Raw genomic sequence first — 26,545 nt, 5'->3', positions numbered from 1 at the left:
AGAAAGAAAAACAAGTTTTCTTTTCTGTGACATACTGGTTGTTTTGTTCAGTTTTCAAAGAGCAAATTTGCTGACGCGTTTTTCAGCGACAAGAAATTTATTATACAACACATAATTGATTAAGTCAACTACTTTTTTCGTTTACTTTTTCCAATTACGTTTGAGTCGACTAAAAGCGACAAGAATTATCTTACCACACTATCAAACTAAAAGTCAACTATCTTTCTTACTTTTTTCTTCTGTTCCTGTGGCAGACATTTAATATAACACGGATAGATAACTAGATGCAATACTTTTATATATCCATTTTTATCCATCTTCGCATTTATTTATCTTCTATATAATGAAGGAAAAATATTCGTCCTTCTATTCTACTCTAATCAAAACTTATAATTATTGCTGTTGCATAGCCTATTTAGTTGGAATATGTCCTATTGATAAATCGATAATCACGCAAAATGATAAAAGAGTTCCGCTCTTAGGAAAAATTCGTTCGTCACTTTTCAGCATCCAGACTAGTTTAATAGATTTCTTAGATCGGCGTTCGCGGCATAAAATGGATCTATTAGTTCCATATCCCACCAATTGAATTCACACTTTATGAACCCCCTTTCCCCCTCCAAAGGTTATCGTTGCCTTCACATCTAGTTATTGTAAATCTATATGGGGGAAAATGGGTATTGATCATAAATGGGAATGTTTTACGATAGAACGTTAACACTTTCGAAACATATTTCACCTGTTAAATGATGTTCGTTACACTTCCACTCACGCTTCATGTTTGCATGCATTGCATTGACGTCGTTTAAAATCAGGATAACTATAGTAGAAAAATTGTTGCGCTTGCTCCGTAGAATCAATTGCGAACCAGCCACCGTCCCGTAATTCACGTTCCAATCCTTTATAACTACTTTCCTGCTTTAATATATATTTGCAATTTGCTTGATGTATCTTTATTGTCTTTGTTGGTTTGTCTATGTTGATCCAGAACAAAAAATCACTCACTTTTTATAGTATATATAGCCATTATAATATAACATACTAGGAATCTATTTAGGAATAATGGCTCTTCTTGTTTCCTAAAATGCCCATCCGAAAGAAATAGGCACTAATTTTCAACCAGATATCCTACAAACCAACGATGAAGTAGCGTGCACTGTTCGGTTAGGAAGCAAAAGAACCGTCCCCGCGCTTCCATTTCTGCCTTACTTACTTTTTCCACTTTTATTACATATTGTTTCCGTTGTCGTGGTGTATGCTAGCGGTATCACTTGGAATCTAGATAAAAATGATTGTGGTGAAAGATTAATAGAAAGTCGGTGAAAGCATTGGAATTGTTAACGATCAATGGGCTATGCCATATAGTTGATGTTTCAAAAGACACGATGTTAGTGTGGATGGAAGATTTTAATGTTTATATCCCGAAAACAGTAGAAGAGAACATTACCTATTATCACCCCGAAGCGATAGACGTATTAAATTTTATTAAAAAGTGCAAATCCGAGGATTATCAAAACGGTCAGATTTCAGAAATGTTAGCAAATCGAAATGTATTTGCCACAACCGAAAGCCCACTAGAGGAAATTCAGAATTCGATAGATGAAGGAAGTCACAAGGAAAATATTTTGACGGTAATGCAAACAATTGGAAAAACCGTCTCAAATGTTGCAATCCAGGAAAAAGAAATACAGGAGTTAAAGCAAGTACAGCGTGAACAAAGCAAAAATCTCCAGCTGTTGCAAGAACAAGCGAAGGTAATAAATGAATTAAAGCAAGAAATCAAAGCATTAAAACAACAGCAGGCAACTATGTCTGTATATGAAGCGAAAAAAAAGTCATTCGCAAATCTATTCAGGGACAGAGGGACAGGAACATTGACCCAAATCCATCTACTCTAGTTGTCCATTTATCTATTTTTATGAAAACCACCCTTTTGCTACTTACAGCGCAGGGTGGTTTTCTTGTTTTAAAAGAATGGTCTGGCCCCTTGTCCCTCTCAATCAATAACTAGGCATACACACATTTTTTATTTCCATCATATTCTATATAAAATTTAAAATGCCTGGAGGAAAGATAATGGATAAAGAACAAGAAACTGGTTCACAAGTTCCACATAATCGTTCAAAATGGCACTTGTTTGAAATCATTGGTGTCTTGATTGTTATTATTTCACTCATCGTACTTTTTATTGCCCCTAACTCGCTATCACAACTATTCGATACGATAATTAAAGAAGTAAAACCTGTAGTTGTAGACACCTTTCTAACAAGCGAGGTTGGTATTGCTGTCATCGTTAGTGTAATCGTTGGCCGGGTTCTGGAACGCTTAGGGTTTACAGATGGCTTAATCCGTCTATTTGTACCAATCATGCGTTGGTTTAAAATCAATCCTTCTGTCATCATTCCTAGCGCATACAACATACTGGGTGATATTAATGCTGCTGGAAGAATTGCAGGTCCCATCCTTGTAAAAGCAAAAGCAACAAGGGCGGAACAAAAGATAGCAGTGGCTACCATGATTCAATCACCACAGTCTTTCGCCACATTTGTACTTGGTCTAATCGCCTTGTCATTCTTTAATATAAATGCATTTCCACTCATACTATTATCTATATTTGCACCGTTAATCTTTGTTCCTTTCATCCTATCTAAGACCATTTATCGTGATACCAAAAAGGTTACCCTTGATGAATTACCACGATTCACTCCTAAAACATCATTCTTAAATACGATTTTTTCTTCAGCTAAAGAAGGAACAGAATTACTCCTTTTGATCATTATTCCCGCTGTAACAGTTGTATTTATTTTAATAGGGATATTAAAATTCGCTGGGATATGGGATTCAATTGAAGCAAGTATGGCGACGATCCTAACCTTAATCAGCATTGAACCGAACACTGGAATCGTTTCTTTTCTGGTTGCACCTACCCTCGCTGTAGCCCAACTTGCTGATTTAACCGCTACCATTGACCCACGTTTAATTGTTGGATCCTTTGTACTCGCAAACTCCGGTCTTCCTATATATGTTATTGTCGGTCAGATTCCTGCCATTTGGGCTGAATCAACTGACTTACGCGAAAAAGAAGTCATTACCGCCGCTCTAATTGGCATGATGATCCGAATTGCAACTGCATGCATACTTGCATATTTCTTAACTCCGTTTTTGGTGGTGTAACATGAACAACAATTATTTAGTTCGCGCGAGAAAAATAGTAACTGTAAGTAGTTTAGGTACCCTTTACAATGGAGCAATGATGATTAAGGATGGAAAAATAGCTGCGGTTGGGAATTGGAATACGTTGAGTAGCCGGTTCCCAACCCTGCCTGTCATCGACTATTCCGATTATGTCATGACACCTTCCTTGGTAGACTGTCATACACATCTGCTGGAATTTGCTCCGTCATCCTTATACCCAGTTACACCGTCAACGCATCTACTGACAGGCAAGTCAATCCTACTGCATGCATTAAGATCAGGTATCACAGCACTTGGTGAACAAATATGTGGACATCCAAATAGTGACTTTTCTATTACTGATTACCGCCATGCTGTAAAAGATATTCCGCTTGATATTTCATTCGCTACCACAAGCATCTCAATCGGATTTAATGAATTGGCACATTTTACAGCGGTAACGAAATCAAAAAAAATTTGCCAAGCAGATCTGTCTGACCCGAGCATAGTAAAAGAAATTGCCAGACAAAGTGATTACCCAGGTGAAAACCTTTTTATAAACGCGACACCAGCAAACTTTACAACTGCAGAGGTCCCGCGTGCTGGGGAAATCATTTATACTACTGAAGAATTAAAAGGTATTGTAAAAATCTACCATCAATACGGAAAACAAATTGGTGGACATGTTGCCGGTGAGGAAGCGATCGACATGGCATTGGAGGCAGATGTTGACGTTCTACATCATGCACACGGAATCACGAATGATCAGATAAAAAAAGCAAATCTACTAGGTGTGAAAATTGTCACAACACCGATGGGCGGAACCCATTTGGAACCAAATTCTCCGGAAAATATACTGAAATTGGTTACAAATAAAATTGATGTCTCCATAGCTACCGATGCCTATTTACCACCGTATCAAGGCACAGATTGGTTGTCATTTAAAGATCAGTCCCTACAAGGGCCGGATGCTTTCATGGAAATTGCTCATCCTGCGATGAAGCTCCTACAAGAGAATGAGTTTGATGAAAACGAGATACTTGCTTTGCTGACCGCAAATCCCGCCGCTATTTTAGGTAAGGGAGATCGATTTGGTAAATTGAAACAAGGTATGGATGCGAATTTTATAGTGGCATCTGGGGTTCCAGGTTTGGAGATTACGGATACAGAGGATATTAAGGTAGTTTATTTTCGAGGGAATAGGGTTGTAGACAGGTTGAATGGATAAAAATGGGAGGTTAGGCAGAAGGAATCTACATTGGCCCAGATACATCTAGAACATTTTGGGTCGGGTTTTCCTCTGCATTCGAATCGGCATGTGTCAGGCATATGAATTAGATGCTTTCAAAAATATCAAATCGGCTAAATAGATCAAACTTTAAATTTGGCAACCATAAATTTTTTAACCAATACTGCCAGACAAACCTAAAAAACGACTGAAACACCAAAATTCAAAAAATGGAAGCATGAGAACCGTCCCCATGCTTCCTAGCGTGCGTTTTCGTCCATGTGTGCAAAGCCTGCTTCGGTGTTTACTTCACCCCAAATTTTACGCTCCGCCAAGTCTTTCCCGTTCAACCAAGATTTGAAATCAAATTGAACTGGATCCTGGTCGCCACCGAGCGCGATCCAAGCCCTTTTCTCCTTTGGAAAATACGCGGATGTATGTAATGTCCCTGACCAGCTTTTATAATTGTCTACAAAGACCCCTTTATCCGTATCATTTAACAGCCGGAATGCCTTGTGTGCATCTGTCGCCTGTCCTTCTCCCTTCCGAATTGCATCCAATCGCTCCTGGGATTCGTCGATAAAGCGGCGATTTTCATGCTGCAACACTTCGAAATGGTTCGTACATACATTGGCCTGATGTACGTTCACTGACCGAGGAGTTGCTTCCAACACATACGTCTCTTCCTTTTCATCGAGCACGATGTAACTAAATGAGGTACGGTGCGGGATTTCCTTTACAAGCGCAATTGCTTCTTCCACATTAGCGCATGTTTCTAAAATAATTCTTCCGATCATATGGCAAATGAACCCGTCTCCCGGATCCTTGCGATTGATAAAATTATAGCCCATCACAAGTCCCTTCTCATTCATGCCATCCATCCGACCAGTAATCCGCTGCGACGGACCGACAGTCGCATAGCTACCGTCCGTTGGTTGGAAAAAGTTATACCGTCCTTCATACGTTTTCGGATGATAATCATAATTACGAATCATATAATCCTTGCCCGTTAAAATCGAACAGCCACTATAGACGGGCTGGACCCGGTAATTGCCAAAATCACGCAAAATAATATCCATCGGTTGCTGTAGTGCATCCCGCAATCCCTCAAGCTCTTCCCAAATTCCAGGCGCGAACCGCATAAATGCACTTCTAGCCTCTTTTTCATCAATCGTAAACCGAGGCCTTCTTAACTTCCAATGGCGATGCCGATTTTTAATAATGAAGGAATCCTTTAAACTCTCCCCTTGCATAAATCCGTAATCATAGTGATTTCCTCGAAATTGAATAATGTTACTATACACCTGACGCATATGCTCGCCCCTCTTATTTCATCTAATAAGTAAATTAATTACAAAAAACCACTCCGTAAACAAAGTATACTTGAAATCGGCTTGGAATGGTTTTCAAAGCACTCACCAAATGGGCTTACTTGGAAATAGAATATGGAAGGTTTGTTTCCTGCCCTCCTAAACGGAAGCAAAAGAACCGTCCCCACGCTTCCTTATTTGACAAATTTCAACAAAATTCGGGGAGTGACAGGCACCATAAGAATCGGCTATTCCATCTTTTCCAATTCTTGTACCATCAGGTCGTAATTCATAGCGCCTAATCTCATGAATTGGATACGACCAGTTGAATCAATCATATAGGATGTTGGATATGCCTGAACTTGATAGGTCCCCACGACTTCAGATTCTGCATCCATCAGCACTGGAAACGTCATTTCAAATTCTTCCACAAATGGAGTAACCGTATCCGGTGATTCTGCCATATTAACTGCCAATATGACGACATCCTTTGTATCATACAGTTTTTGCATATCAGGGATTTCTGCCCTACACGGCGGACACCAAGTAGCCCAGAAATTAACAAAAACACGCTTCCCCCTGTAATCAGACAAACGCACTGTTTCACCTGCTAAAGTTTCCAGTTCAAAATCAGGGGCAATATCCCCGATGGCAAGTCCTGTTTCATCACCGGAGTTCGAGCCCTCTCCTGATATCGAATCGTCTTCAGATGAACCGATAAAATCATAGACGGCCCAACCGAGCATACCAAGGATTATTAGGATGGAAATTCCCTTTTTCATTGAACATCACCCTTTCTTCGCTTATTAATAAGTATGACAAAACTTAACATGAAAAATAATCCCACGAACCACGGTTCCATGATATAACCAAATACCGTTACGAATGGCTGAATACTGGTTAGCATCCACATTCCCAAAGACCATCCGCCTACCATTACCATGAGTAACAAACTAGCCGTAATCCGTCTATAAAGGAGAAAATACAAAAGCAGTAGAATAGCTAGTACAATTAGGTATCCAAAAGCATATGGATTGTTATACCAGACAAATTGAATAAATTCATACAAAAAAGACGCTACTAAAAATACATGTAGAAAGGATTTCATCAATGCAAGAACATTTAACTGTTTTCTGAAAGACTTATAAAAAAGTACGATGACGATACCTAATGCAGCAAGGTAAAATGAATCCGAGTTAGCCGGATATGCCAATATTGCCAACGGATCTTTTATGAAGATAGAAAAATGCAAGAGTATTTTTCCAAGCCAGATAAAAAGAACGAAATTAACAAGTTGTGAAATCAATTCATCTATTTGTTTTTTCTTTTCTTCCTTTGGTAAATCGCTCATTATATAGAAGGAAATAATTCCTGCAGCAAAGCTCAAAACAAGGATGCTGATTGGTATTAATTTGCTTGTGATCACCATTAGACATCCTCCTTTTCAGTGGACCACAGGAATGGTTTGAAGTTTTTAGTCATATGTAGGTAGTACTCGTTCAACGCGGTGAGGGTAACCACGGACTTGATCCGAGCACTTGATGCCGTCATTGGCCTTGCAATCATCTCATCTTTTAAATAAATAAGACAGGCATATGCCTGTCTTATTATACGTTCTATACTATTAAAGAGCTCCACTTAATTCAACTAAATTTTTGCCTGGGATAGATCACCTGATAAGGAATGAAAACCTTCTTCAACGATATCATCCAGTTTTATTTTCTTCGTCATAATCGGATCTACATTAATCGTTTCATCTATCAAGATATCAATCGATTTTTTGAATGTTTCATGCCTATCTGCAACATTTCAAAGGCTCAATACTCCGACATGGCGATAAACTTACGCACAGCATGTGATAAATATCGGTCCTTTTTCCAGATCATTCCTAATTCCAAATTAACAGCGGGATTTTTAAAAGGAATAGCTATAATTTTTTCATTGTTAATCTGGCTACAAATTTTACTAGGTAATAGGGCAACACCTAATTTTGCTTCAACCATTTCAACCATAAAATCTTTCTGCGAGCTCTCACAGACGATATTAGGATAGAAGTCTAGTTTTCCGCATGCTTCAATAATCTTGTCATGCAGTGAGAAATCCTGCCTGTACATGATTAATGGCTCTTTTTCAATATGTGAAAAATCGATTGTTTCCTTTTCGGATAAAGGGTTGTCTTTGTGCACAATAAGCACTAATGGATCTTTTACTAGTTTAATTATTTCAAAGTTTTCTTGTTGGATGGGCAAGTTGCAAATTAAGCCAATATCAAGTTCTCCTTCTGCAACGCCATGTTTAATTTTGTTGCTGCCAACTTCTGTTAATTTAATATCGATTGAAGGATAAGCTTCTTTATAATTACTAATCAACTTTGAATAAAATGTGGCACCTATAATCGGAGGAATTCCAATTTTAATTTCACCTTGTTTTAAATCAACGACGTCATTTAGTTCAGATGTTAAATTTTCGAAAGCTTGAAGAACTTTTTTCGTGCCGACTAAAAATGCTTCTCCTGCATCGGTTAATCTCAATTGTTTCGATTCTCGATAAAAAAGAGGAGTACCGAGGTCGGTCTCAAGTTTTTTAATCGTTTTGCTTAAAGACGGTTGGGAAATATGAAGCGTTAAAGCTGCCTTTGTAAAATTCGATTGTTTCGCAACTTCTGTAAAATATTCTAACTGTCTTAAGTCCATCAGCGTACTCCTTTCAGATAAGGTGTAATTTTAGCTTATTATACTATAAGGTATAGCCTAAGAGAATAGCGTTCATGCAAAATATGTATTTCTGTTTATGCTCTTTCACTATTAAAATAGTATATAAGATAAAAAGGAGGAATGAGGCATGTCGGATTACGTAAAAACAGGAAATCTGCAAGTTGCAAAAAGCCTTTTCGACTTTGTTAATTCGGAGGCACTTCCGGAAACAGGTCTTGATAGTGAAAAATTTTGGATTGATTTCAGTAACCTTGCTTCTGATTTGGCTCCAAAAAACAATTTATTGCTACAAAGGCGTGACGAATTTCAAAAACAAATTGATGCATGGCATAAAGAGAATGATGCCTTTGAGTTTGAAGCATACAAACAATTTTTGGAAGAAATAGGCTACCTGGAACCTCCGGTAGAAGATTTTAACATTACAACGGAAAATGTTGACGATGTCATCACCCTTCAAGCGGGACCGCAACTTGTTGTGCCAATTGACAATGCTCGCTATGCCATTAATGCTGCTAACGCACGTTGGGGATCCCTTTATGATGCTTTATATGGAACAGACGTGATAAGTGAAACAGAAGGATTAGAGAAAAAAAGGTCCTATAACCCTTCCCGCGGAGAGAAAGTGATTACTTTCGCAAAAAATTATCTTGATAATATTGCCCCGCTTGAGGAGTCATCACATACAGATGTAATCAATTATGCAATCATTAACGGAAATTTAGAAGTAACACTTATAAACAAGACAACTACTAAACTGAAAGATCCTTCTAAATTTGTTGGGTACAGCGGGAAAGCCGAAAATCCTACAGCAGTCTTATTAAAAAATAACGGTTTACATGTTGAAATTCAAATGGATCCTAATCATCCAATTGGAAAAATAGACAAAGCGAGTGTAAAGGACGTTTACCTAGAATCTGCAACCACAACAATTATGGACTGTGAAGATTCTGTTGCAGCTGTAGATGCCGAAGATAAAACGCATATATATCGTAACTGGCTTGGATTAAACAAAGGAGATTTAACCGCTCAATTTACCAAAAACGGTAAAGAGGTAACACGTACATTAAATCCCGATCGTACGTATACAGGTCCGAATGGTGAAGCTGTCACATTGTCTGGTCGTGTACTTATGTTTGTTCGTAACGTTGGTCATTTAATGACAAATAATGCGATTCTAGATAGCAATGGAAACGAAATCCCTGAAGGAATTATGGATGCTGTGTTTACAAGCTTAATGGCTAAACACGATCTTTCAGGAAAAGGGACCTATAAAAATTCGCAGAAAAGTTCCGTATATATAGTTAAGCCAAAAATGCACGGTTCAAAAGAGGTTGCTTTTGCGAATGAATTATTTAACCGTGTGGAAGATATGCTTGATATGAAGCGGAATACGCTTAAAATTGGTGTAATGGATGAAGAACGTCGCACAAGCCTGAACTTGAAAAATTGTATAAAAGAAGTAAAAGAAAGAATCGTTTTCATTAACACAGGTTTCCTGGATCGAACTGGTGACGAAATTCATACGTCAATGGAAGCAGGTCCAATGATTCGTAAAGGGAATATGAAATCATCTGCTTGGCTAAATGGATATGAAAAAAATAATGTACGTATTGGGTTAGATGCTGGTTTGAAAGGCAAAGCTCAAATTGGTAAAGGAATGTGGGCAATGCCTGATTTAATGGCTGCCATGCTCGAACAAAAAGCAGGACACCTAAAAGCAGGTGGGAATACAGCTTGGGTCCCTTCACCAACAGCAGCGACATTGCATGCAATTCATTACCATGAAATTGATGTAAGAAAAGTTCAAGAGGAACTTGCAAAGGAAGTAAAAAGTTACCAAAATGACATTTTACAAATTCCAGTTTTAGACAATATAGATTTTTCTGCTGCTGAAATTCAAGAAGAGCTTGATAATAGCGCACAAACATTGCTTGGGTATGTCGTTCGATGGGTTGAACAAGGTGTCGGCTGTTCGAAGGTCCCGGACATTAACAATGTGGGGCTAATGGAAGATCGTGCAACATTGCGCATTTCTAGTCAGATGCTAGCAAACTGGCTGCATCATGATATTTGTACAGAAGAGCAATTGTTAGCGACACTGAAGCGGATGGCTAAAATTGTTGATGAGCAAAATGCCGGAGACGCGTTATACCGCCCGATGGCTCCGAACTTTGATGATTCAATTGCCTTTAAAGCCGCCTGTGATCTTGTATTTAAAGGAAAAGATCAGCCAAATGGCTATACAGAACCGATTCTACACCGTCGTCGTCTGGAAGCGAAAGAAAAGTATCACGTGAAAAATTAGACTGGTGCTTAGAGATAAGGAGTTACGACGCTAGTAACAAGTTGGAATACGAGGAGTGAAACAATGAAATTTGCTAGATTTAAGCAAAAGGATGGAACAATCATACAAGGAGTTTTAACAGAGGATGGCATTCATCAAATTGAAGGTGACATATTTTCGGAATGGAACTATACAAACGCAATATATAATGATGCCGAACTTGAACTATTGGAACCGCTAAGACCAAGGCATGTGATTGGTATCGGTGCAAACTATGTGGAGAATACAGACGATCTACCTTCTGAATTACCTACTATTCCCGTATTTTTTTATAAACCTGTTTCCTCTGTTATCGGAAGTGGAAAACCAATTGTTATCCCAAGTAAAATAGGGGAAGTCAAATTCGAATCAGAACTTGCAGCAATCATTGGGAAACGTACGCGCAACATTACTGAAGAAGAAGTAGAAAAGTCTATTTTTGGCTATACCATTGCAAATGACGTTACGGCGCCGCAATTTTTCCATGAAGCTGGGCATTGGACGATAGGAAAGTCATTTGATACGTTTACACCGCTTGGGCCATATATTGAAACAGAACTCGATCCTGATAAGGTTTTCGTTGAAGCATACTTGAATGGTGACAAGAAGCAGGATAGTGAAACCTCTCTTATGATTTTTTCAATAAGAAAAATGATTGCTTATTTATCCACAGTAATGACATTAGAACCGGGAGATGTAATTTTAACTGGTAGTCCGCTCGGGGCTGAAATGATGAAAGACGGGGATGAGATTATTTGTAGAATTGATGGAATTGGTGAACTTCATAATTCTGTGGAAAAAGGTTGATTTTATAACAATAATATTACTTAAAAGCAAGAATGGAACCACTTTGCACCTGCATAGTGGCTCCATTCTATTATATTATTGTTGGAAACCGTTTCGTTTCCCACAGTTACCTTTCAGTTAAGGAATGATACCTATTTTAAATTTTCAAAAACATCTACTGCTGCCTGCGCTACTTGAATATCATGTTCGACAGCACCTCCACTCGCACCTACAGCACCAATAACTTTATCATTTTCTACTAGTGGGATTCCCCCTCCGAAGAGAACTAGTCGCCCATTGTTTGTTGTGTTCAAACCATATAGTTCAGCGTGAGGAACAGTAGCCTCAGCTAAGTTTGATGTTGGCATTTTTAACGCTACAGAAGTCCAAGCTTTATTCTGCGCGATATCAACGCTAGCTAACCATGCGTCATCCATGCGATGTACTGCGATTAAATTTCCACCTTCATCTACAACAGATATAACCATGGATATTCCAAGATCTGTTGCTTTTTTCTCGGCACCTTCAATAAGTTGTTTCGCTAGTTCAAGATTCATTTTGCTCATGTTTTCAATTCCTCCTCATTAATTATTTGATTTATTCCAATTTTAGGTTAACTGCTTTATAAACTGACGTCAATTGTTTACTATATGTACTAAAATTTCATTATTAAACTTTGCACTTATCAACAGTTCCCTTCCACTTCTAGAACCATTACTATACGTCGGGACAAAGTATCTTTCCGAGACATCAAAATAAATTTGTCTACAGACGGGGGGTACACTCACTTCCACGGATTCTCCCGAAACAGCTTATCCTATATCATAGTTTGCAGACGTTCGGTCAAAATAATAAAATATTAGAAAAACAGCCTAAATTCACTAAATTATTTTAAAGGTAATGGTATAATATACCTAAATATAATAGTGAAGAGGTGGGCGTATGTACTGTTCAAATTGCGGAAAAGAGCGCAGGGAAAATTCAAGATACTGCCAGCACTGTGGAAATAAACAGAAGAGAAATTATCATTTTTTATGGATTTTTATTAGTTTCGTACTTATAGGAAGTATTGGCTATTATTTTTTAAACAGTGATTTTAAAATAGCTGACGCCAACTTTACCTCATCAGAAAATCCAACTGCCGAAGTTAGTACGATCGAAAATAAGGAAAGTCTTGAAATACCAGTAACTGAGAAGCAGGTTCTGGAGACGGTTCAAGAACGGGAATTAACAGATATTATTGCTTCCGCACAAGAAACTGTCTACACCGTATTCACAGACTACAGCCAGGGATCAGGATTTTTATATAACAATAATGGGACAGTAGTAACGAATGCTCATGTCGTTGAAGGCGCAACCGAAGTTTACATAAAAACAATAAGCGGACAGGAGTTTCCCGGAAAAGTCATTGGATATTCAAATAGTATTGATGTAGCTGTCGTTCATGTGCCTGATTTGGTTGGTTGGGAACCTATTGCTTTAGAAGTATCAGAGCCTAATTTGGTTGGAGAAGAAGTCATTGCATTAGGAAGTCCTCTTGGTCTTGAGAACACAGCGACCATGGGATACATCACCGGGCAAGATCGGAATTTTTACATTGGTTCCTATACGTATGAAGATTTATATCAGGTTTCCGCTCCTATCTCGCCTGGCAGCAGTGGAGGACCTTTAATCGCAAAATCCAGTGAAAAAATCATCGCTATCAATTCAGCTGAAAGTACAGCAGATTCAGCCATCGGATTTAGCATCCCGCTATACACGGTAAATCAACTTATTACGTCCTGGATTGAACAACCGATGAGCGAAGATGCTGTTTTGGCGCAATTCTACGATACAAACGGTAATTTATACTATGAGGACTTATGGAGTTATAGCGATGGATATTTTGATGGTGGTTATTATTCAGAGGATAATTCTTACTACGATTACTGGGAATATGACTATGAAGATTTCGATAATGATTGGGACGAATATTATGAGTATGAGAACGATTATTCAGAATATGAAGATGAGGATTACGAGTATGTGGATGATTATTCAGAATACGAAGAAGAGGACTACGCGTATGAGGACGATTATTCAGAGTATGAAGATGAGTATTCCGAGTATGATGAAAGCTATGAATCTGAATACGATGATGAGTTTGAGGATGATGAATGGGTAGAAGAAGACGTTGAGGAAATTACCAATGAATTTGAGAATGAAGCAGTTTACTTTGATTCTCCCGTGGAGGAAAATTGGTATTATGACGAGCAATATAACGAGTGGTATTATTACGATGAGCAAGAAGATACCTGGTATTTTTATGAAGAATCAGAGGACCTTTATTATGAAGTAGAAGGATTTCAAATATATTGATCTATCAAGGGTTGGTCAAAATAAAGTGTATAAGTTAAAATTTACTCTAAGTACTTTAACACCCTGTCTTTTAGCTTTCCGTGGAGGAGGAGTTGTGTCTTAACCATTGGCCAGTTTTGGTTATGGCCACCTTCCCATTTTTATAGAATACTTTCTCATGTAAAAATATTTCAAAAGAGCGTTCTCGTTGGAGAATGCTCTTTTTTTAATTACCTTGCTGAAGTTGGAATGGTTGTCTCAATTGCATTATGGTGTATATGACTCTATGGATAGCCCTTTTATAATCATAGATTTGTTCGTCACGCCTAAAATTATTCGTCCAAAAAAACAGCTCTCTTAGTCACTTCCATCCCCTACTCTTCAACCACATCACCCAAAAACTGTCCCATAACCAAATTCGTCCTCCCACCGGAAACTCCTATACTTGGGCACTCATCACTTTTACCTGTCAATTCAGCCACAATCGTTTCTACAAGAGGTTGATGCACATGCTTTGGCATGTCAAAGGCGAATTCATTTGTTCCATCCATAGTAGTTAAAACAACTGGCTCATTTCCAAATGTGGAGAAAGTTATCTTTCCTTTACTTCCAATAATTTCATTTCTATCAACATTGTCATAAGCAGTAAAACACCAATTTCCCATACCATGGATTCCAGATTCAAATAAATAGGCACCCGTTACAATATCTTCTGCTTGATAATTACCCGCTTGGTTGGACGTAAAACCTTCCACTTCCTTAATCGGTCCAAGTAGAAAGTCTAAGATATCTAACGTATGACTACCCACATCAACAAACAGCCCTCCGCCGGATATTTCCGGTTGAACTCTCCATGAATCCTTAACGTTTTCCAATGCTTTTTGATACTGTGTCGTTGATACAAAGCAAACATTCCCGATTGCATCGTTATCCAATAGCTCTTTAATCTTCTTAAATCGAGGCAATGCTCGGCGATAGTATGCAACATATAGAGGAACCCCTGCTTCTTTACTCGCAGCAATCATTTCATTACATTCCTCTGTATGGAGCGCCATCGGTTTTTCTACATAAATGGGTTTTCCTGCTTTCGCCACTTTAATTGTATATTCTTTATGCGAACTTGGCGGTGTTGCAATATAGACAGCATCTACATCTGCATCATTAATTAATGCATCGGCATCATCGTACCATTTTGGCACACCATGTCTTTCTGCATATTCCCGAGCGAGTTGGCCATTTCTACGCATAACAGCAACCAGCTCTGAATTTTTGCTTTTTTGAAATGCTGGCCCACTTTTCACTTCTGTTACATCCCCACACCCAATAATTCCCCAACGTACGTTTTCAAATTTCATCATTTTATTTCCCTCTCACATACAACCATTTGTGTTCCCTAGCGTAAGATGGTATTTTACCACAGATTCTTCCATTACCCTTCACTAGCTCAATCGCTCAACAAACCTTTCTTCTCACCTAACAACTCTCTCAGGTAACGTTCCACTTCTTCCCCAATCTCTTCATTCTGTAATGAAAACTCGATCGTTGTTCGAATAAATCCTAGCTTGTCTCCAACATCATATCTTTTGCCATTAAAGGCATATGCATATACATTCTGAATCTCATTTAACTGATGAATCGCATCCGTTAGCTGGATTTCCCCACCTAAACCCATTTCTTGTTTATCAAGAAACTGAAAAATCTCAGGCGTCAAAATGTAACGACCAATGATTGCTAGATTAGAAGGAGCGGTGCCTTGCTCTGGTTTTTCAACAAAGCCGCTAACTTGGTAACGACTGCCCTCATTCATTTTGGGATCGATAATTCCATAACGATTGGTTTCTGATTCAGGAACTTGTTGTACACCAATTACAGATGAATGTGTTTCATCATATTGTTCGATTAATTGTTTGAGACAAGGCTTTTCTGCTTGGACGATGTCATCACCTAATAATACTGCAAAGGGTTCATTGCCGATAAATTTCCTTGCACACCATACCGCATGTCCAAGGCCCAGAGGTTCTTTCTGGCGTATGTAGTGGATTTCTACTTCTGAGGACGGTCTAATTTTATCTAGTAATTCAAACTTTTCTTTTCGCGCTAAATTCTCTTCCAATTCAAAATTAATATCAAAATGATCTTCAATCGCTCGTTTTCCTTTACCCGTGACAATAATGATATCTTCTATCCCTGATGCGATCGCCTCTTCCACGATGTACTCGATCGTGGGTCTATCGACGATTGGCAGCATTTCTTTCGGCATTGCTTTTGTTGCAGGTAGGAATCGTGTTCCTAAACCTGCAGCTGGGATAATAGCCTTTCTAATCTTCTGCATGGAAACACCTCCAGTAAACTACAATAGCGTGTACTACTCCTTAAGTTTACTTCCCCTGTGGACTCGTATTAATGGTTATTTCACTAATTAAAGATTGTATGACTTCTTTGGCTGATTGCATTTGGTTGTTCTCTGTTTCTTCAATCACTCTTTTCAACATTGTTTGCAGTTTTTCTTTTTCACTCATCAATTTCCCGCCCTTAATTCTCTTCATCTATTTCATTCTATTGTACAATAGCACAAAAGACAGTCAACTTTTGTCGAAGACTGTCACTTTACAATAATAAAATAATTATATATAAAAATTACGTTTCAGCGTAATTCCCTTCATTTCATATATCGATATCTCATCAAGCCATTCAACATATTAATCTCTTGTAATAACTTTTCTCCCATATTCGTTTCTAAGACTTTTTTTCTCTCTAACTCTTCATCTACTAATCGTTTGACCGACAATACATCATTTCCATTTCGTAAAACATCTTCCTTTGAACTAAAATGCTGATGGGCAACCAATTGCATTCCGAACGAGTTATATAATAAAGTATACCCAGCGATTCCAGTTGTGGATTGATAAGCCTTCGAAAAGCCACCATCAATGACAATCATTTTCCCATTTGCTTTGACCGGATTCTCACCATCAATCTCTTTCACTGGTGTATGACCATTGATGATACGGCCCTGATCCGGATCAAGATCAAACTCTTCTAAAATTGCACGGCAAATTTCCTCTTTTTCACGTAAATAATAATATGGATTTTTTCCCTCTTTATGTGTCTCTTTATCTTTAATAAAATACCTTTCAAATGTTGTCATTTCCCTTTTCCCAAAGAGCGAGGAGTATTCACCCGTCCATAAATACCAGACCATATCTGTCGCAAGATCATCTGTTTCTTCCGGGTTTCTGAACGCTTGACGTAAATAACTTTCGAAAATATCAAATAATTCTCGCCCTGCATAGGTTTTATTATCAATAACCATCTTTTCCATTTTTCCTTTTTCATCCACTGGTACACAGCCATGTATTAATAGATTTCCATTATATCTTAAATAGAGCGTACCCTTTTTAATCAAAAAGTCCATATGTCTTGCTAGCTTTTCGGAATGTTGGACAGAAAATAATAGTTTGTTCATCACTTGCTTCTCTTCCTCTAGCAATTGATCGGGTTGTTCTGGGTTAACCGTTGCAAAGCAGGTATTATCTAATTTATATTTTTTTCCTTGAATCATTATTTCGCTTTTACCATAATCCACCTTTTCAAGTAAAAGTCTGTTTGACATATTAAAGGAAGGACGTCGCTTGATGATTGGCATTTCAAGTTTAAATTGAATCATCGCAATCGCTTGATGTATTTTGGTGATTTGCAGGACTTCCTGTTCGGATAGCCTGTCAGATGGTCGCTTTGGTCTGAATGCGGGATTGTCCCCATAATATTTCTCCGCAAGATTCAGTAATGGTCTGAGATTGATACCATACACATCTTCAATAATATCCAAATTGTCATAACGGGCACAAATACGAATAATATTAGCTAGACAAACCTTTGATCCCGAGTAGGCACCAATCCACAACACATCATGATTTCCCCACTGAATATCAACAGAATGGTAATTAATAAGCGCTTCCATAATTTTATCTGGTTCTGGTCCCCGATCGTAAATATCCCCTACTACATGAAGGTGATCAACAACCAATTGCTGCGTCGTATAAGAAAGCCCGATAATGAGTTTATCTGCCTGCCCAAGGGAAATTACCTTTTGGACAATCGTCGAATAGTAATGCTTTTTGTTTGTGAATTCATTATTCTTATATAATAGCTCTTCGATAATATATACAAATTGCTTCGGTAATGCTTTACGTAATTTGGTCCGTGTATATTTGGATGATGCATAGGAAATAAGCTGAATCATCCGATCAATCATATTTTCATACCATTCGTTTAGTTCCTGTTTATTGTTAAATCCGTCCCGAATTAATTGTAGCTTTTCTTCCGGATAATACACTAATGCAGCGAATTCATTAATTTGTTCTTCCGATAATTCCTGCTTAAAAATGTCACGAATTTTCTCCTTTACTTTGCCTGAACCATTTCTTAACACATGTTGAAAAGCTTGGTACTCCCCGTGTAAGTCACTAACAAAATGCTCTGTTCCTTTGGGCAAATCAAGGATGGCCTCCAGATTAATAATTTCCGTAACTACTTTTTCTTCCGTATCATATTTTTGTGCCAATAAATCTAAGTACTTCTCCTTCAAAATCACCCATCCCCTTTTCATTTTTTATGTAAATAAAAAGTCTATTGTAACCACTATACCAAAAAGACTAGCAGAAATGTATAGCTGGAAGCACGGGGACGGTTCTCCTGCTTCCGTTTTTTTGCGGAACAGGAAGCAAAAGAACCGTACCCGTGCTTCTCTCGATTTTCTTAAGAAGAAATGCAAGTTGCAGGGTAGTATATTCGTTTTTCTTATTTTCAGGAATTTATAAAGAAGTTTAAAAACAAATGGAGCCACTTTTGCACCTGCATAGTGGCTCGACGTTATTATATTATTATTGGAAACCGCTTCGTTTCCCACAATTACCTTTCAGTTAAGAAATTATATCTATTTCACATTCTCAAAAACATCTACTGCTGCCTGTGCTACTTGAATATCATCTTCTACACCACTTCCACTTGCACCTACAGCACCGATGACTTTATCATTTTCTACTAATGGGATACCTCCTCCGAAGAGAACTAATCGCCCATTGTTTGTTGTATTTAAACCATATAGTTCAGCGTGAGGAACGGTAGCCTCAGCTAAGTTTGCTGTTAGCATTTTTAACGCTACAGAAGTCCAAGCTTTATTCTGCGCGATGTCAACGCTAGCTAACCATGCCTCATCCATGCGATGTACTGCGATTAAATTTCCACCTTCATCTACAACGGATATAACCATGGATATTCCAAGATCAGTTGTTTTTTCTCGGCACCTTCAATAAGTTGTTTCGCTAGTTCAAGATTCATTTTGCTCATGTTTTCAATTCTTCCTCATTTATATTCTTTCAAAATGATCGTAATGCACCATGAGTATTAAAAAGTGGATAATTTCTTATTTCACCCCCCCTCCACCATCAACTTTGATAAATATTCCGGTGTCAAAATCGGCAAATTTTCTAGCCACTATCTCACCAATCCCAGAACCTGCACCTGTAACAATTACCACTTTATCTGCAACTTTTACCACAAAAGCCTTCTTCAATAATTATTTGACTTATTCCAATTTTATATTAACATTTTATAAACGGACGTCAATTGTTTAATATATGTGCTAAAATTTCATTATTAAACCTTGCAACTTAACAATAGTTTATTCTTCAATTATTTTAATAAAAAGTTTATAATATATTAAATAAGAATAATTACTCTATAGTAACTCCCAAGGTATTTCTGTGATTAAACTCTATAAAAATTTCATATAAATACACAACTATCTATCAGAAGTTATCTTGAAAGGAATGGATGAAAATTGAACACCGTATTTATAGCTGGACACGCAAGGTTGCCATCTGGTATGGCAGCACGGAATCTCTATGAAACTTTAACTATCACCGCCGAAATCGATAAGAAATACGGAGTTATTATTACTGCTAATTGTACACTTGCTACGGCTCACGGTAGGGACTTTATTCAACAATTACTAAGGGGATATAGCTTAGAGGATGGAATTGAAAAGCCTACTGAAGACATTACAAAACACTATTTAGGAAAAGCTAGTAATGCACTTGCTTCAGCATTAAAGGATTTGCATAAGCAGTATGAAATTCACAAGATAAACTAATTTCAAGTTATTTAGATTTGATTTCTTCTTGTAGCTCTTTTTTTCTTAAAAAACATTGATATATTATTCAGAATAATATATAATATAAATTAATTAATACTCTTGTAAAATATTAATATTAACTGCCTAGCTTGTTCACATACCTCACCCAGGTATGTACCAACAAATAAAAGCCAGTTCAAATTGATTTGCAGATAACCTGCGATAATTTGAGCTGGCTTTTTTTATTAATTTGAGAGGAGAAATCAAATGACTGGCGCATTAAATGGAATTAAAGTTCTTGATCTTACCCGTGTGCTCGCAGGTCCGTATTGCACGATGATTCTTGGTGATCTTGATGCAGAGGTGATTAAAGTAGAAGCTCCAGGTGGGAGTGATGAAACACGTGAGTGGGGCCCACCCTTCCAGAATGGTACCAGTGCCTATTATCTCTGTGCTAACCGGAATAAAAAAAGCATAACAGTAGATTTAAAAACTGAAGAAGGAATTTCAATCATTAAAAATCTAGTTACTGAATCCGATGTGATTATTAATAATTTCAAAGTTGGTACAATGGAACGTTTCGGTCTCGATTATGAAACTGTAGCACAAATCAATTCTTCAATAGTCTACTGTTCCATAACTGGTTTTGGCGAAACAGGTCCATATAAAGACTTGCCAGGATATGATTTTATTATTCAAGCGATGAGTGGTCTTATGAGTATTACCGGCACAGAAGAGTCTGGTCCTCAGAAAATGGGTGTTGCCATTACAGATATTTTAACCGGTTTATATGCGTGCATTGGTATCCAATCGGCATTGCTTGAGCGAACAGAATCTGGCAAAGGACAAAAGCTTGATATTTCACTTTATGATTCTGCTGTGAGCGCACTTGTCAACGTAGGCAGTAACTATCTGATATCGGGAAAAGTACCGTCTGCACTTGGGAATAGTCACGCCAATATTGTTCCATATCAGACATTTAATACCAAAGATGGAGAAATAGTTATAGCTGTTGGGAATGATAATCAATTCAACAAGTTATGTACGATTCTAGATAAATCCTCATTAAGTAAGGATAGCAGGTTTTTTACGAATGCTAAGAGGGTGAAACACAGAAATATACTTATTTCACTTTTACAGGAGAGATTTATAACAAAGCCTACTGAATATTGGGTTAAAAAATGCCAATCAAATAACATCCCTTGTGGAGCTATACAAAATATTGCCGAAGTAAGTGTAGATCCACAGTTGCAGGAAAGAGAGATGTTTATTGATTATGAACATCCAACTGCAGGGATGGTGAAAGTAGTAGGCAGTCCAATAAAACTATCAAGAACTCCTGTTAAGTATAAACTTCACCCACCGGATATTGGTGAGCACAATGTTGAAATACAAGCAAAATTTAAACCAGCAAATAATTAAAAAAATTTAATTTATCTTCAAGCCTTTATGAATAATGCTTTAAATTAATATACAGTAGTAACTAAAATAATCAGGAGATGATCATATGAATTTTGAATTTAATGATGAACAAAAAATGCTACGTGAAACAGTGAGAAGTTTTACGGATAAGAATATCATGCCGTATATTGCGGATTGGGACCGTGAAGGTAAGTTTGACCCAACCATCATGCAGAAACTTGCTAAACTTGGACTAATGGGAGTATGTATTCCAGAAGAATATGGTGGTAGTGGAATGGACTATAATGCACTTGCTATTGTCTGCGAAGAACTAGAGCGAGGTGATACAGCATTTCGTACAGCTGTGTCGGTTCATACTGGTTTAAACAGCATGACTCTTTTACAATGGGGAACAGAAGAGCAAAAGCAGAAATACCTTACCCCGCAGGCGACAGGAGATAAAATCGGTGCATTCGGACTCACAGAACCAGGTGCGGGTTCTGATGTAGCATCATTACAATCCACAGCTGTCAAAGATGGTGAAAATTATATTTTAAACGGCCAGAAGACATGGATTTCCCTTTGTGATATTGCCGATAATTTCATCGTTTTTGCATACACAGGTGATAAATCTGAAAAACATAAAGGAATATCTGCTTTTATCGTGGAACGTTCCTGGGATGGATTCTCTTCAAATGCTATAAAAGGGAAACATGGAATTCGTTCTGGAAATACAGGTGAGTTATTTTTTGAAAATGTAAAAGTTCCAAAAGAAAATCTACTGGGTAAAGAAGGAGAAGGTTTTAAAATTGCGATGTCAGCTTTGGATAATGGCCGTTTCACTGTTGCAGCTGGTGCTGTCGGTCAAATTATGGCCTGCATAGTAGCCAGTGTGAAATACTGTCATGAAAGGGAGACATTTGGTAAAGAAATCGGAAGACATCAACTTGTTCAACAAATGATTGCCAAAATGGAAGCCGGATATGAAATGAGTCGTTTGCTAGTCTATCGTGCTGGCGAATTAAAGAACCAAGGGAAAAGAAATACACGAGAAACATCTCTCGCAAAATGGCAAGCATGTGACTTTGCAAATAAAGCTGCAGATGATGCCTTACAGATCCATGGAGCCTACGGATATTCTGATGAGTATCCAGTAGAACGCTATCTACGAAACTCAAAGGCTCCTGTTATTTATGAAGGAACTAGAGAGATTCATACCGTTATGCAGGCTGAATACGTACTCGAATACCGGGAAGATAAGCTATTAAATAAAATGCTTCCGGCCTGGAAGGGAGCAAAGAGTTAATTTAGTAAATTTGTAAACAAATGATTAATATCTGTCTAACCTTTCCGAGAAGTATTTACTATTTGATAGGTTAGACTATCTTATTTTGAGAAAGTATTACTATATAAAATAACTTAACTATTACATTGTTAATACTATAATCTCAACAAATTGAAGAGGAGTGGTTACAAATGCCTAATATAATCAAAGTGCAAAACCCCGCAACAGGGGAATTAATCCAAGAGGTTAAGGTAAACTCTGAGGATGAAATTAAGCAAGCATTGAAGAATGGACATGAAAGTTTTAAATCATGGTCCAAAATGAATGCTCATGATCGTTCAAAATTAATTCATGCCTGGTCACAAAAATTAAAGGAAAATAAAGAAGAAATAGCCCATATCATGACGTTAGAAAATGGGAAACCGATTAAAGAATCATTAGGTGAGATTGATTACTCTGCCAGCTATCTGGATTGGTATGCAGAGGAGGGAAAACGTGTATACGGTAGAACAATTCCATCTCATACGGAATCGAAACGAATTATTGTCACACAACAACCGGTCGGTCTTGTCGCCGCCATTACTCCATGGAATTTCCCAGGTGCGATGATGGCAAGAAAAGCTGCTCCAGCATTAGCAGCTGGTTGCACATTTATTGTTAAACCTGCAGTAGAAACACCATTGACAACAATAAAATTTATTGAGCTAGCACATGAAGCAGGGATACCAGAACACGTTATCCAGTGCGTCAATGGTTCTGGAAAGAACGTGGGTAAGCTATTCACAGATAGTGACTATGTTCGAAAAATTACTTTCACTGGGTCAACTCCTGTCGGTAAAACATTGATAAGGGATAGTGCGAGCACAGTTAAACACATCTCGATGGAACTTGGTGGTCATGCCCCACTCATCATAGCAGAAGATGCAGATCTTGATTTTGCAGTGAAGCAAACCATCGCAACAAAATTCAGAAATGCTGGGCAAACATGCGTATGCGCGAATCGAATTCTTGTACATGAAACTATTGTAGGTTCATTCACAGAAAAGTTTGTTGCTGAAGCTAAAAAGTTAAAGGTCGGAAATGGGATGGAAATGGAAACAGATATTGGACCAATTATAAACGAAAAAGGTTATAACAAAATTGTTTCTCAAATAAATAATGCGGTTGAAAAAGGTGCCGAAGTCCTTGTTGGCAATACTTACGATGCAGATAAAGAACAAGGGTATTTCTTTGTCCATCCTACTGTATTAAAAAATGTTACTACTGAAATGGACATTATGCATGAAGAAACATTCGGACCAGTTGCCCCAATCACAAGCTTTAAAAGTATTGAAGAAGCTGTCGAAATTGCCAACGCTACTCCATATGGATTGGCAGCTTATTTTTTTACCAATAACTATCAGACTGGAACATACTTACATGATAATCTAGACTTTGGTATTATCGGTTGGAATGACGGCAGTACATCAGCAGCCCATGCACCGTTTGGCGGTATGAAGGAAAGCGGCCTCGGACGCGAAGGCGGACAAGAAGGAATTGAACCGTATTTAGAAACGAAATATTTATCAATTGGTAATTTATAAAAATACACACCTCTTGTAATAGCGAAAATAATTGCCATTCCTTAATAGTTTCAAAAACACGTGACAGTTATTCAATTAAAATTATAAATAGAAACGGAGCTTACCACTATTGATAAGCTCCGTAATATGTTATAGGATGTTACACCACTTCGTAGTAACTATTTATTAACCTTGCCCTTTTTCCTGACCTGCTGTGTATCCAAGTTCAATAGATATTTGATTTGTCGCTCTTATAATTTCCTCAAGGATTTGTTTTGCTTTTTCTTCTTTATAATCTGTTACCGGAATACTTACTCCCAAGGCAGCAATTGTTTCACCGGAATAATCTCTAATCGGACAAGAAAAACCCATTGTCTCCTTATATATTTCTTGCTGACTAAATGCATAACCTTTTTCTCTTATTTCCTTTAATTGATTTTGCAGCCGTTCCATATCTTCAATCGTATTTTCGGCTATTTTTTCTAACTTTAGTCTTTTTAAGTACTCTTCACGTTTCTTTTTATCAAGATGAGCTAGCAGTAATTTTGAAGCTGAACCAGCATATAACGGGGCACGGGCACCAACCTTGATGACTAATCGAATTGGCCGGTTACTGTCCATTTTTTCCACATATACTGCTTCATCTCCTTCCACCACTGCCAAGTGTACAGATTCATTTAATTTTTCATTGATATTGTTCATATAGGGAAGTGCTATTTTACGGTATTCCATTTGTTCGCTGACCAGCTTTCCAAACTCTAAAAGCTTCATTCCCAACTTATATTTCACATCATGGCTGGAGTATTTTGTTTTTACGATAAGACCAGTTTCCTCTAATGAAGCAACTAACCGAAAAATCGTTGTTTTTGGCATTTCAGATACTTCTGCTAAGTCCAATAAAGATAACTCATGTTTATCTTTAAAACAATCCAATAATTTAATCGCCTTTAGTAAGCTTTGACTCAATACATCCACCCCCTTTTAAAAAACATGATAACACTATTAATATGTCTATTCATAATACGGCAAACAGGTTTCTGACTTTAACTTCTGCTAAATATCCCCAAAATTATATAAAACAATTACAAACCACGTTTTAATGAAGATATTCAATTATGGATGAAATTCCCTGTCCACCACCAATACAAAGTGTAACAAGTCCATATTTCACGCCACTTCTTTGCATTTCATGGAGTAATTTCGTTGTTATGATTGCTCCTGTAGCTCCAATTGGATGACCTAGTGCAATCGCCCCACCATTCACATTGACCTTATCCATATCCATGCCAGCTTCACGTATGACTGCAAGTGATTGTGCTGCAAAAGCTTCATTTAATTCAATAATCCCGATATCATCTAGCTTTAGTCCAGCTTGTTTTAAGGCCTTTCTTGTAGAATCAACCGGACCGATTCCCATTATTTCAGGTGAAACACCGCTTACTGCCTGTGCGATAATTCTTGCTTGAGGCTTTAATCCGTAATAATCAGCCTTGTCCTTATTCATCATTAATACTGCAGATGCACCATCATTTCTACCGCTCGAATTACCCGGTGTCACTGTCCCCCCCTCTTTAAATACCGCTGGAAGGGTTGCTAATTTATCTCGAGATGTAAGCCTTGGATGTTCATCCGTATCAAAAAACAATGAATTTTTCCGCTCTATTACTTCATATGGTACAATTTCCTCTGCAAACTTTCTTTCTTTTATGGCGCGAGTTACCAGCACTTGACTGCGATGAGCAAACTCATCCTGTGCTTCACGGGAAATATTGTATTTTTCCGCAAGGTTTTCTGCTGTTAGTCCCATTGTCAGATCACCATATACATTCCTTGGTTGTGAGCCTGGCTGACTTTCCGTATTCGGATCGACCAGTACACCATTCCCTGCGTTATATCCATACCTAGCATTTCTTAAATAAAAAGGAGCTGTACTCATGCTTTCCGTTCCGCCTGCGATAACTACGTCAGATAAACCAAGTTTAATTTGCATATCTGCATTATGGATGGCCTGCAAACCTGATCCGCATTGACGATGAACAGTATATCCGGTAACGGTTATCGGCAAATCTGCCCTAAGTGCCGCTAGCCGTGCAACATTGGACTGGTCCTGGCTTTGTTTGGCCTGACCCATAATTACTTCATCCACTTCTGCCCCTTTACCGTATCTTTTCAGTACTTCCCGAATTACTTTTTCTGCAAGGTAATCCGGGGTAACGTTTTTTAAAGATCCCCCCATCTTGCCTATTGCTGTACGAACAGAACCAATAATATATGATTCATTCATTCTAC

Annotated in this window: 24 protein-coding genes; 10 read left to right on the top strand and 14 right to left on the bottom strand. The window is 37.8% G+C overall.

Annotation, left to right across the window (positions count from 1 at the left end):
- Positions 1 to 768 precede the first annotated feature (768 nt).
- Entirely contained in the window at positions 769 to 993 is a 225-nt protein-coding gene (locus tag ACFOUV_RS16065; RefSeq protein ID WP_379497799.1) for a hypothetical protein, read from the bottom strand.
- Positions 994 to 1,328: 335 nt separating this feature from the next.
- Here ACFOUV_RS16065 and ACFOUV_RS16060 point away from each other — a divergent pair, with 335 nt between their 5' ends.
- The 3 genes from ACFOUV_RS16060 (at position 1,329) to ACFOUV_RS16050 (ending at position 4,402) form a co-directional block, all read left to right on the top strand.
- Positions 1,329 to 1,898 carry a MerR family transcriptional regulator gene (locus ACFOUV_RS16060; protein WP_379497798.1) on the top strand — a complete coding sequence of 190 codons (570 nt, stop codon included), beginning with the start codon at positions 1,329 to 1,331 and terminating at the stop codon, positions 1,896 to 1,898.
- A 178-nt stretch (positions 1,899 to 2,076) separates the two neighbouring features.
- Positions 2,077 to 3,174: a hypothetical protein gene (locus tag ACFOUV_RS16055; RefSeq protein ID WP_379497797.1), complete on the top strand. Its 1,098-nt coding sequence runs from the start codon at positions 2,077 to 2,079 to the stop codon at positions 3,172 to 3,174.
- A gap of 1 nt (position 3,175) precedes the next feature.
- Positions 3,176 to 4,402: an amidohydrolase family protein gene (locus ACFOUV_RS16050; RefSeq protein WP_379497796.1), complete on the top strand. Its 1,227-nt coding sequence runs from the start codon at positions 3,176 to 3,178 to the stop codon at positions 4,400 to 4,402.
- A 260-nt stretch (positions 4,403 to 4,662) separates the two neighbouring features.
- On the opposite strand, the gene ACFOUV_RS16045 is transcribed toward ACFOUV_RS16050, so the two are convergent.
- The 4 genes from ACFOUV_RS16045 to ACFOUV_RS16030 all read right to left on the bottom strand — a co-directional run bounded on the left by ACFOUV_RS16045 (position 4,663) and on the right by ACFOUV_RS16030 (position 8,405).
- Entirely contained in the window at positions 4,663 to 5,715 is a 1,053-nt protein-coding gene (locus ACFOUV_RS16045; protein ID WP_379497795.1) for a C45 family autoproteolytic acyltransferase/hydolase, read from the bottom strand.
- Between the two features lie 245 nt (positions 5,716 to 5,960).
- Positions 5,961 to 6,494 carry a TlpA family protein disulfide reductase gene (locus ACFOUV_RS16040; RefSeq protein WP_379497794.1) on the bottom strand — a complete coding sequence of 178 codons (534 nt, stop codon included), beginning with the start codon at positions 6,492 to 6,494 and terminating at the stop codon, positions 5,961 to 5,963.
- A complete protein-coding gene (locus ACFOUV_RS16035; RefSeq protein WP_379497793.1) occupies positions 6,491 to 7,141 on the bottom strand; it encodes a hypothetical protein in 651 nt (216 codons plus the stop codon). The genes ACFOUV_RS16040 and ACFOUV_RS16035 overlap by 4 nt, the downstream gene beginning before the upstream one ends.
- Positions 7,142 to 7,529: 388 nt before the next feature.
- A complete protein-coding gene (locus ACFOUV_RS16030; RefSeq protein WP_379497792.1) occupies positions 7,530 to 8,405 on the bottom strand; it encodes a LysR family transcriptional regulator in 876 nt (291 codons plus the stop codon).
- A 148-nt stretch (positions 8,406 to 8,553) separates the two neighbouring features.
- Between ACFOUV_RS16030 and ACFOUV_RS16025 the strand changes: the two genes are divergently transcribed.
- Together ACFOUV_RS16025 and ACFOUV_RS16020 are read left to right on the top strand one after the other, a co-directional pair.
- Positions 8,554 to 10,731 (top strand): malate synthase G, encoded by a 2,178-nt coding sequence (locus ACFOUV_RS16025; RefSeq protein ID WP_379497791.1) that lies wholly within the window; start codon positions 8,554 to 8,556, stop codon positions 10,729 to 10,731.
- 63 nt (positions 10,732 to 10,794) lie between these two features.
- The gene (locus ACFOUV_RS16020; RefSeq protein ID WP_379497790.1) at positions 10,795 to 11,556 is read left to right on the top strand and encodes a fumarylacetoacetate hydrolase family protein; all 762 of its coding nucleotides are present in this window, start codon (positions 10,795 to 10,797) and stop codon (positions 11,554 to 11,556) included.
- A gap of 131 nt (positions 11,557 to 11,687) precedes the next feature.
- Here the strand turns inward: ACFOUV_RS16020 and ACFOUV_RS16015 are convergent, their stop codons facing one another.
- The gene (locus ACFOUV_RS16015; RefSeq protein ID WP_379497789.1) at positions 11,688 to 12,101 is read right to left on the bottom strand and encodes a GlcG/HbpS family heme-binding protein; all 414 of its coding nucleotides are present in this window, start codon (positions 12,099 to 12,101) and stop codon (positions 11,688 to 11,690) included.
- Between the two features lie 376 nt (positions 12,102 to 12,477).
- Here ACFOUV_RS16015 and ACFOUV_RS16010 point away from each other — a divergent pair, with 376 nt between their 5' ends.
- Positions 12,478 to 13,893: a trypsin-like peptidase domain-containing protein gene (locus ACFOUV_RS16010; RefSeq protein ID WP_379497788.1), complete on the top strand. Its 1,416-nt coding sequence runs from the start codon at positions 12,478 to 12,480 to the stop codon at positions 13,891 to 13,893.
- 353 nt (positions 13,894 to 14,246) lie between these two features.
- On the opposite strand, the gene ACFOUV_RS16005 is transcribed toward ACFOUV_RS16010, so the two are convergent.
- The 6 genes from ACFOUV_RS16005 to ACFOUV_RS15980 all read right to left on the bottom strand — a co-directional run bounded on the left by ACFOUV_RS16005 (position 14,247) and on the right by ACFOUV_RS15980 (position 19,432).
- Positions 14,247 to 15,227, bottom strand: a complete 981-nt coding sequence (locus tag ACFOUV_RS16005; RefSeq protein WP_379497811.1) for a Gfo/Idh/MocA family protein — start codon at positions 15,225 to 15,227, stop codon at positions 14,247 to 14,249.
- An 89-nt stretch (positions 15,228 to 15,316) separates the two neighbouring features.
- Complete coding sequence (galU, locus tag ACFOUV_RS16000; RefSeq protein ID WP_379497787.1) at positions 15,317 to 16,204, bottom strand: UTP--glucose-1-phosphate uridylyltransferase GalU; 888 nt, start codon at positions 16,202 to 16,204, stop codon at positions 15,317 to 15,319.
- Positions 16,205 to 16,250: 46 nt separating this feature from the next.
- A complete protein-coding gene (locus ACFOUV_RS15995) occupies positions 16,251 to 16,418 on the bottom strand; it encodes a hypothetical protein (RefSeq protein WP_379497786.1) in 168 nt (55 codons plus the stop codon).
- Positions 16,419 to 16,531: 113 nt separating this feature from the next.
- The gene (locus ACFOUV_RS15990) at positions 16,532 to 18,460 is read right to left on the bottom strand and encodes a fructose-1,6-bisphosphatase (protein ID WP_379497785.1); all 1,929 of its coding nucleotides are present in this window, start codon (positions 18,458 to 18,460) and stop codon (positions 16,532 to 16,534) included.
- 348 nt (positions 18,461 to 18,808) lie between these two features.
- Positions 18,809 to 19,144 carry a GlcG/HbpS family heme-binding protein gene (locus ACFOUV_RS15985; RefSeq protein ID WP_379497784.1) on the bottom strand — a complete coding sequence of 112 codons (336 nt, stop codon included), beginning with the start codon at positions 19,142 to 19,144 and terminating at the stop codon, positions 18,809 to 18,811.
- Between the two features lie 153 nt (positions 19,145 to 19,297).
- Positions 19,298 to 19,432, bottom strand: coding sequence for a hypothetical protein (locus tag ACFOUV_RS15980; protein ID WP_379497783.1), 135 nt, complete (start codon positions 19,430 to 19,432; stop codon positions 19,298 to 19,300).
- A 282-nt stretch (positions 19,433 to 19,714) separates the two neighbouring features.
- Here ACFOUV_RS15980 and ACFOUV_RS15975 point away from each other — a divergent pair, with 282 nt between their 5' ends.
- From ACFOUV_RS15975 to ACFOUV_RS15960, 4 genes are all read left to right on the top strand, one after another.
- Entirely contained in the window at positions 19,715 to 20,026 is a 312-nt protein-coding gene (locus ACFOUV_RS15975; RefSeq protein ID WP_379497782.1) for a DUF3870 domain-containing protein, read from the top strand.
- A 249-nt stretch (positions 20,027 to 20,275) separates the two neighbouring features.
- The gene (locus ACFOUV_RS15970; protein ID WP_379497781.1) at positions 20,276 to 21,430 is read left to right on the top strand and encodes a CaiB/BaiF CoA transferase family protein; all 1,155 of its coding nucleotides are present in this window, start codon (positions 20,276 to 20,278) and stop codon (positions 21,428 to 21,430) included.
- A gap of 85 nt (positions 21,431 to 21,515) precedes the next feature.
- Complete coding sequence (locus tag ACFOUV_RS15965) at positions 21,516 to 22,715, top strand: acyl-CoA dehydrogenase family protein (RefSeq protein WP_379497780.1); 1,200 nt, start codon at positions 21,516 to 21,518, stop codon at positions 22,713 to 22,715.
- Between the two features lie 170 nt (positions 22,716 to 22,885).
- Complete coding sequence (locus ACFOUV_RS15960; RefSeq protein WP_379497779.1) at positions 22,886 to 24,277, top strand: NAD-dependent succinate-semialdehyde dehydrogenase; 1,392 nt, start codon at positions 22,886 to 22,888, stop codon at positions 24,275 to 24,277.
- A gap of 165 nt (positions 24,278 to 24,442) precedes the next feature.
- Here ACFOUV_RS15960 and ACFOUV_RS15955 read toward each other — a convergent pair whose 3' ends face one another.
- Both ACFOUV_RS15955 and ACFOUV_RS15950 read right to left on the bottom strand, forming a co-directional pair.
- On the bottom strand, positions 24,443 to 25,222 hold the full coding sequence (locus ACFOUV_RS15955) for an IclR family transcriptional regulator (protein WP_379497778.1): 780 nt from the start codon (positions 25,220 to 25,222) through the stop codon (positions 24,443 to 24,445).
- A 130-nt stretch (positions 25,223 to 25,352) separates the two neighbouring features.
- Positions 25,353 to 26,540: a thiolase family protein gene (locus ACFOUV_RS15950; RefSeq protein WP_379497777.1), complete on the bottom strand. Its 1,188-nt coding sequence runs from the start codon at positions 26,538 to 26,540 to the stop codon at positions 25,353 to 25,355.
- Positions 26,541 to 26,545 lie beyond the last annotated feature (5 nt).

This window comes from Oceanobacillus longus (assembly GCF_042650085.1).
GTDB lineage: Bacteria > Bacillota > Bacilli > Bacillales > Amphibacillaceae > Oceanobacillus > Oceanobacillus longus.
Note: the sequence above shows the minus strand (reverse complement) of the source record. Positions and strands in the feature narration are given on the sequence as shown.

Coding starts and splice junctions, on each gene's coding strand:
- ACFOUV_RS16050 (WP_379497796.1), top strand. CDS start 3,176: ATGAACAACAATTATTTAGTTCGCGCGAGAAAAATAGTAACTGTAAGT.
- ACFOUV_RS16025 (WP_379497791.1), top strand. CDS start 8,554: ATGTCGGATTACGTAAAAACAGGAAATCTGCAAGTTGCAAAAAGCCTT.
- ACFOUV_RS16020 (WP_379497790.1), top strand. CDS start 10,795: ATGAAATTTGCTAGATTTAAGCAAAAGGATGGAACAATCATACAAGGA.
- ACFOUV_RS15960 (WP_379497779.1), top strand. CDS start 22,886: ATGCCTAATATAATCAAAGTGCAAAACCCCGCAACAGGGGAATTAATC.
- ACFOUV_RS16035 (WP_379497793.1), bottom strand. CDS start 7,141: ATGGTGATCACAAGCAAATTAATACCAATCAGCATCCTTGTTTTGAGC.
- ACFOUV_RS16005 (WP_379497811.1), bottom strand. CDS start 15,227: ATGAAATTTGAAAACGTACGTTGGGGAATTATTGGGTGTGGGGATGTA.
- ACFOUV_RS15950 (WP_379497777.1), bottom strand. CDS start 26,540: ATGAATGAATCATATATTATTGGTTCTGTTCGTACAGCAATAGGCAAG.
- galU (WP_379497787.1), bottom strand. CDS start 16,204: ATGCAGAAGATTAGAAAGGCTATTATCCCAGCTGCAGGTTTAGGAACA.
- ACFOUV_RS16010 (WP_379497788.1), top strand. CDS start 12,478: ATGTACTGTTCAAATTGCGGAAAAGAGCGCAGGGAAAATTCAAGATAC.
- ACFOUV_RS15970 (WP_379497781.1), top strand. CDS start 20,276: ATGACTGGCGCATTAAATGGAATTAAAGTTCTTGATCTTACCCGTGTG.
- ACFOUV_RS15995 (WP_379497786.1), bottom strand. CDS start 16,418: ATGAAGAGAATTAAGGGCGGGAAATTGATGAGTGAAAAAGAAAAACTG.
- ACFOUV_RS16045 (WP_379497795.1), bottom strand. CDS start 5,715: ATGCGTCAGGTGTATAGTAACATTATTCAATTTCGAGGAAATCACTAT.
- ACFOUV_RS15965 (WP_379497780.1), top strand. CDS start 21,516: ATGAATTTTGAATTTAATGATGAACAAAAAATGCTACGTGAAACAGTG.
- ACFOUV_RS16015 (WP_379497789.1), bottom strand. CDS start 12,101: ATGAGCAAAATGAATCTTGAACTAGCGAAACAACTTATTGAAGGTGCC.
- ACFOUV_RS16030 (WP_379497792.1), bottom strand. CDS start 8,405: ATGGACTTAAGACAGTTAGAATATTTTACAGAAGTTGCGAAACAATCG.
- ACFOUV_RS16055 (WP_379497797.1), top strand. CDS start 2,077: ATGGATAAAGAACAAGAAACTGGTTCACAAGTTCCACATAATCGTTCA.
- ACFOUV_RS16040 (WP_379497794.1), bottom strand. CDS start 6,494: ATGAAAAAGGGAATTTCCATCCTAATAATCCTTGGTATGCTCGGTTGG.
- ACFOUV_RS15985 (WP_379497784.1), bottom strand. CDS start 19,144: ATGGTTATATCCGTTGTAGATGAAGGTGGAAATTTAATCGCAGTACAT.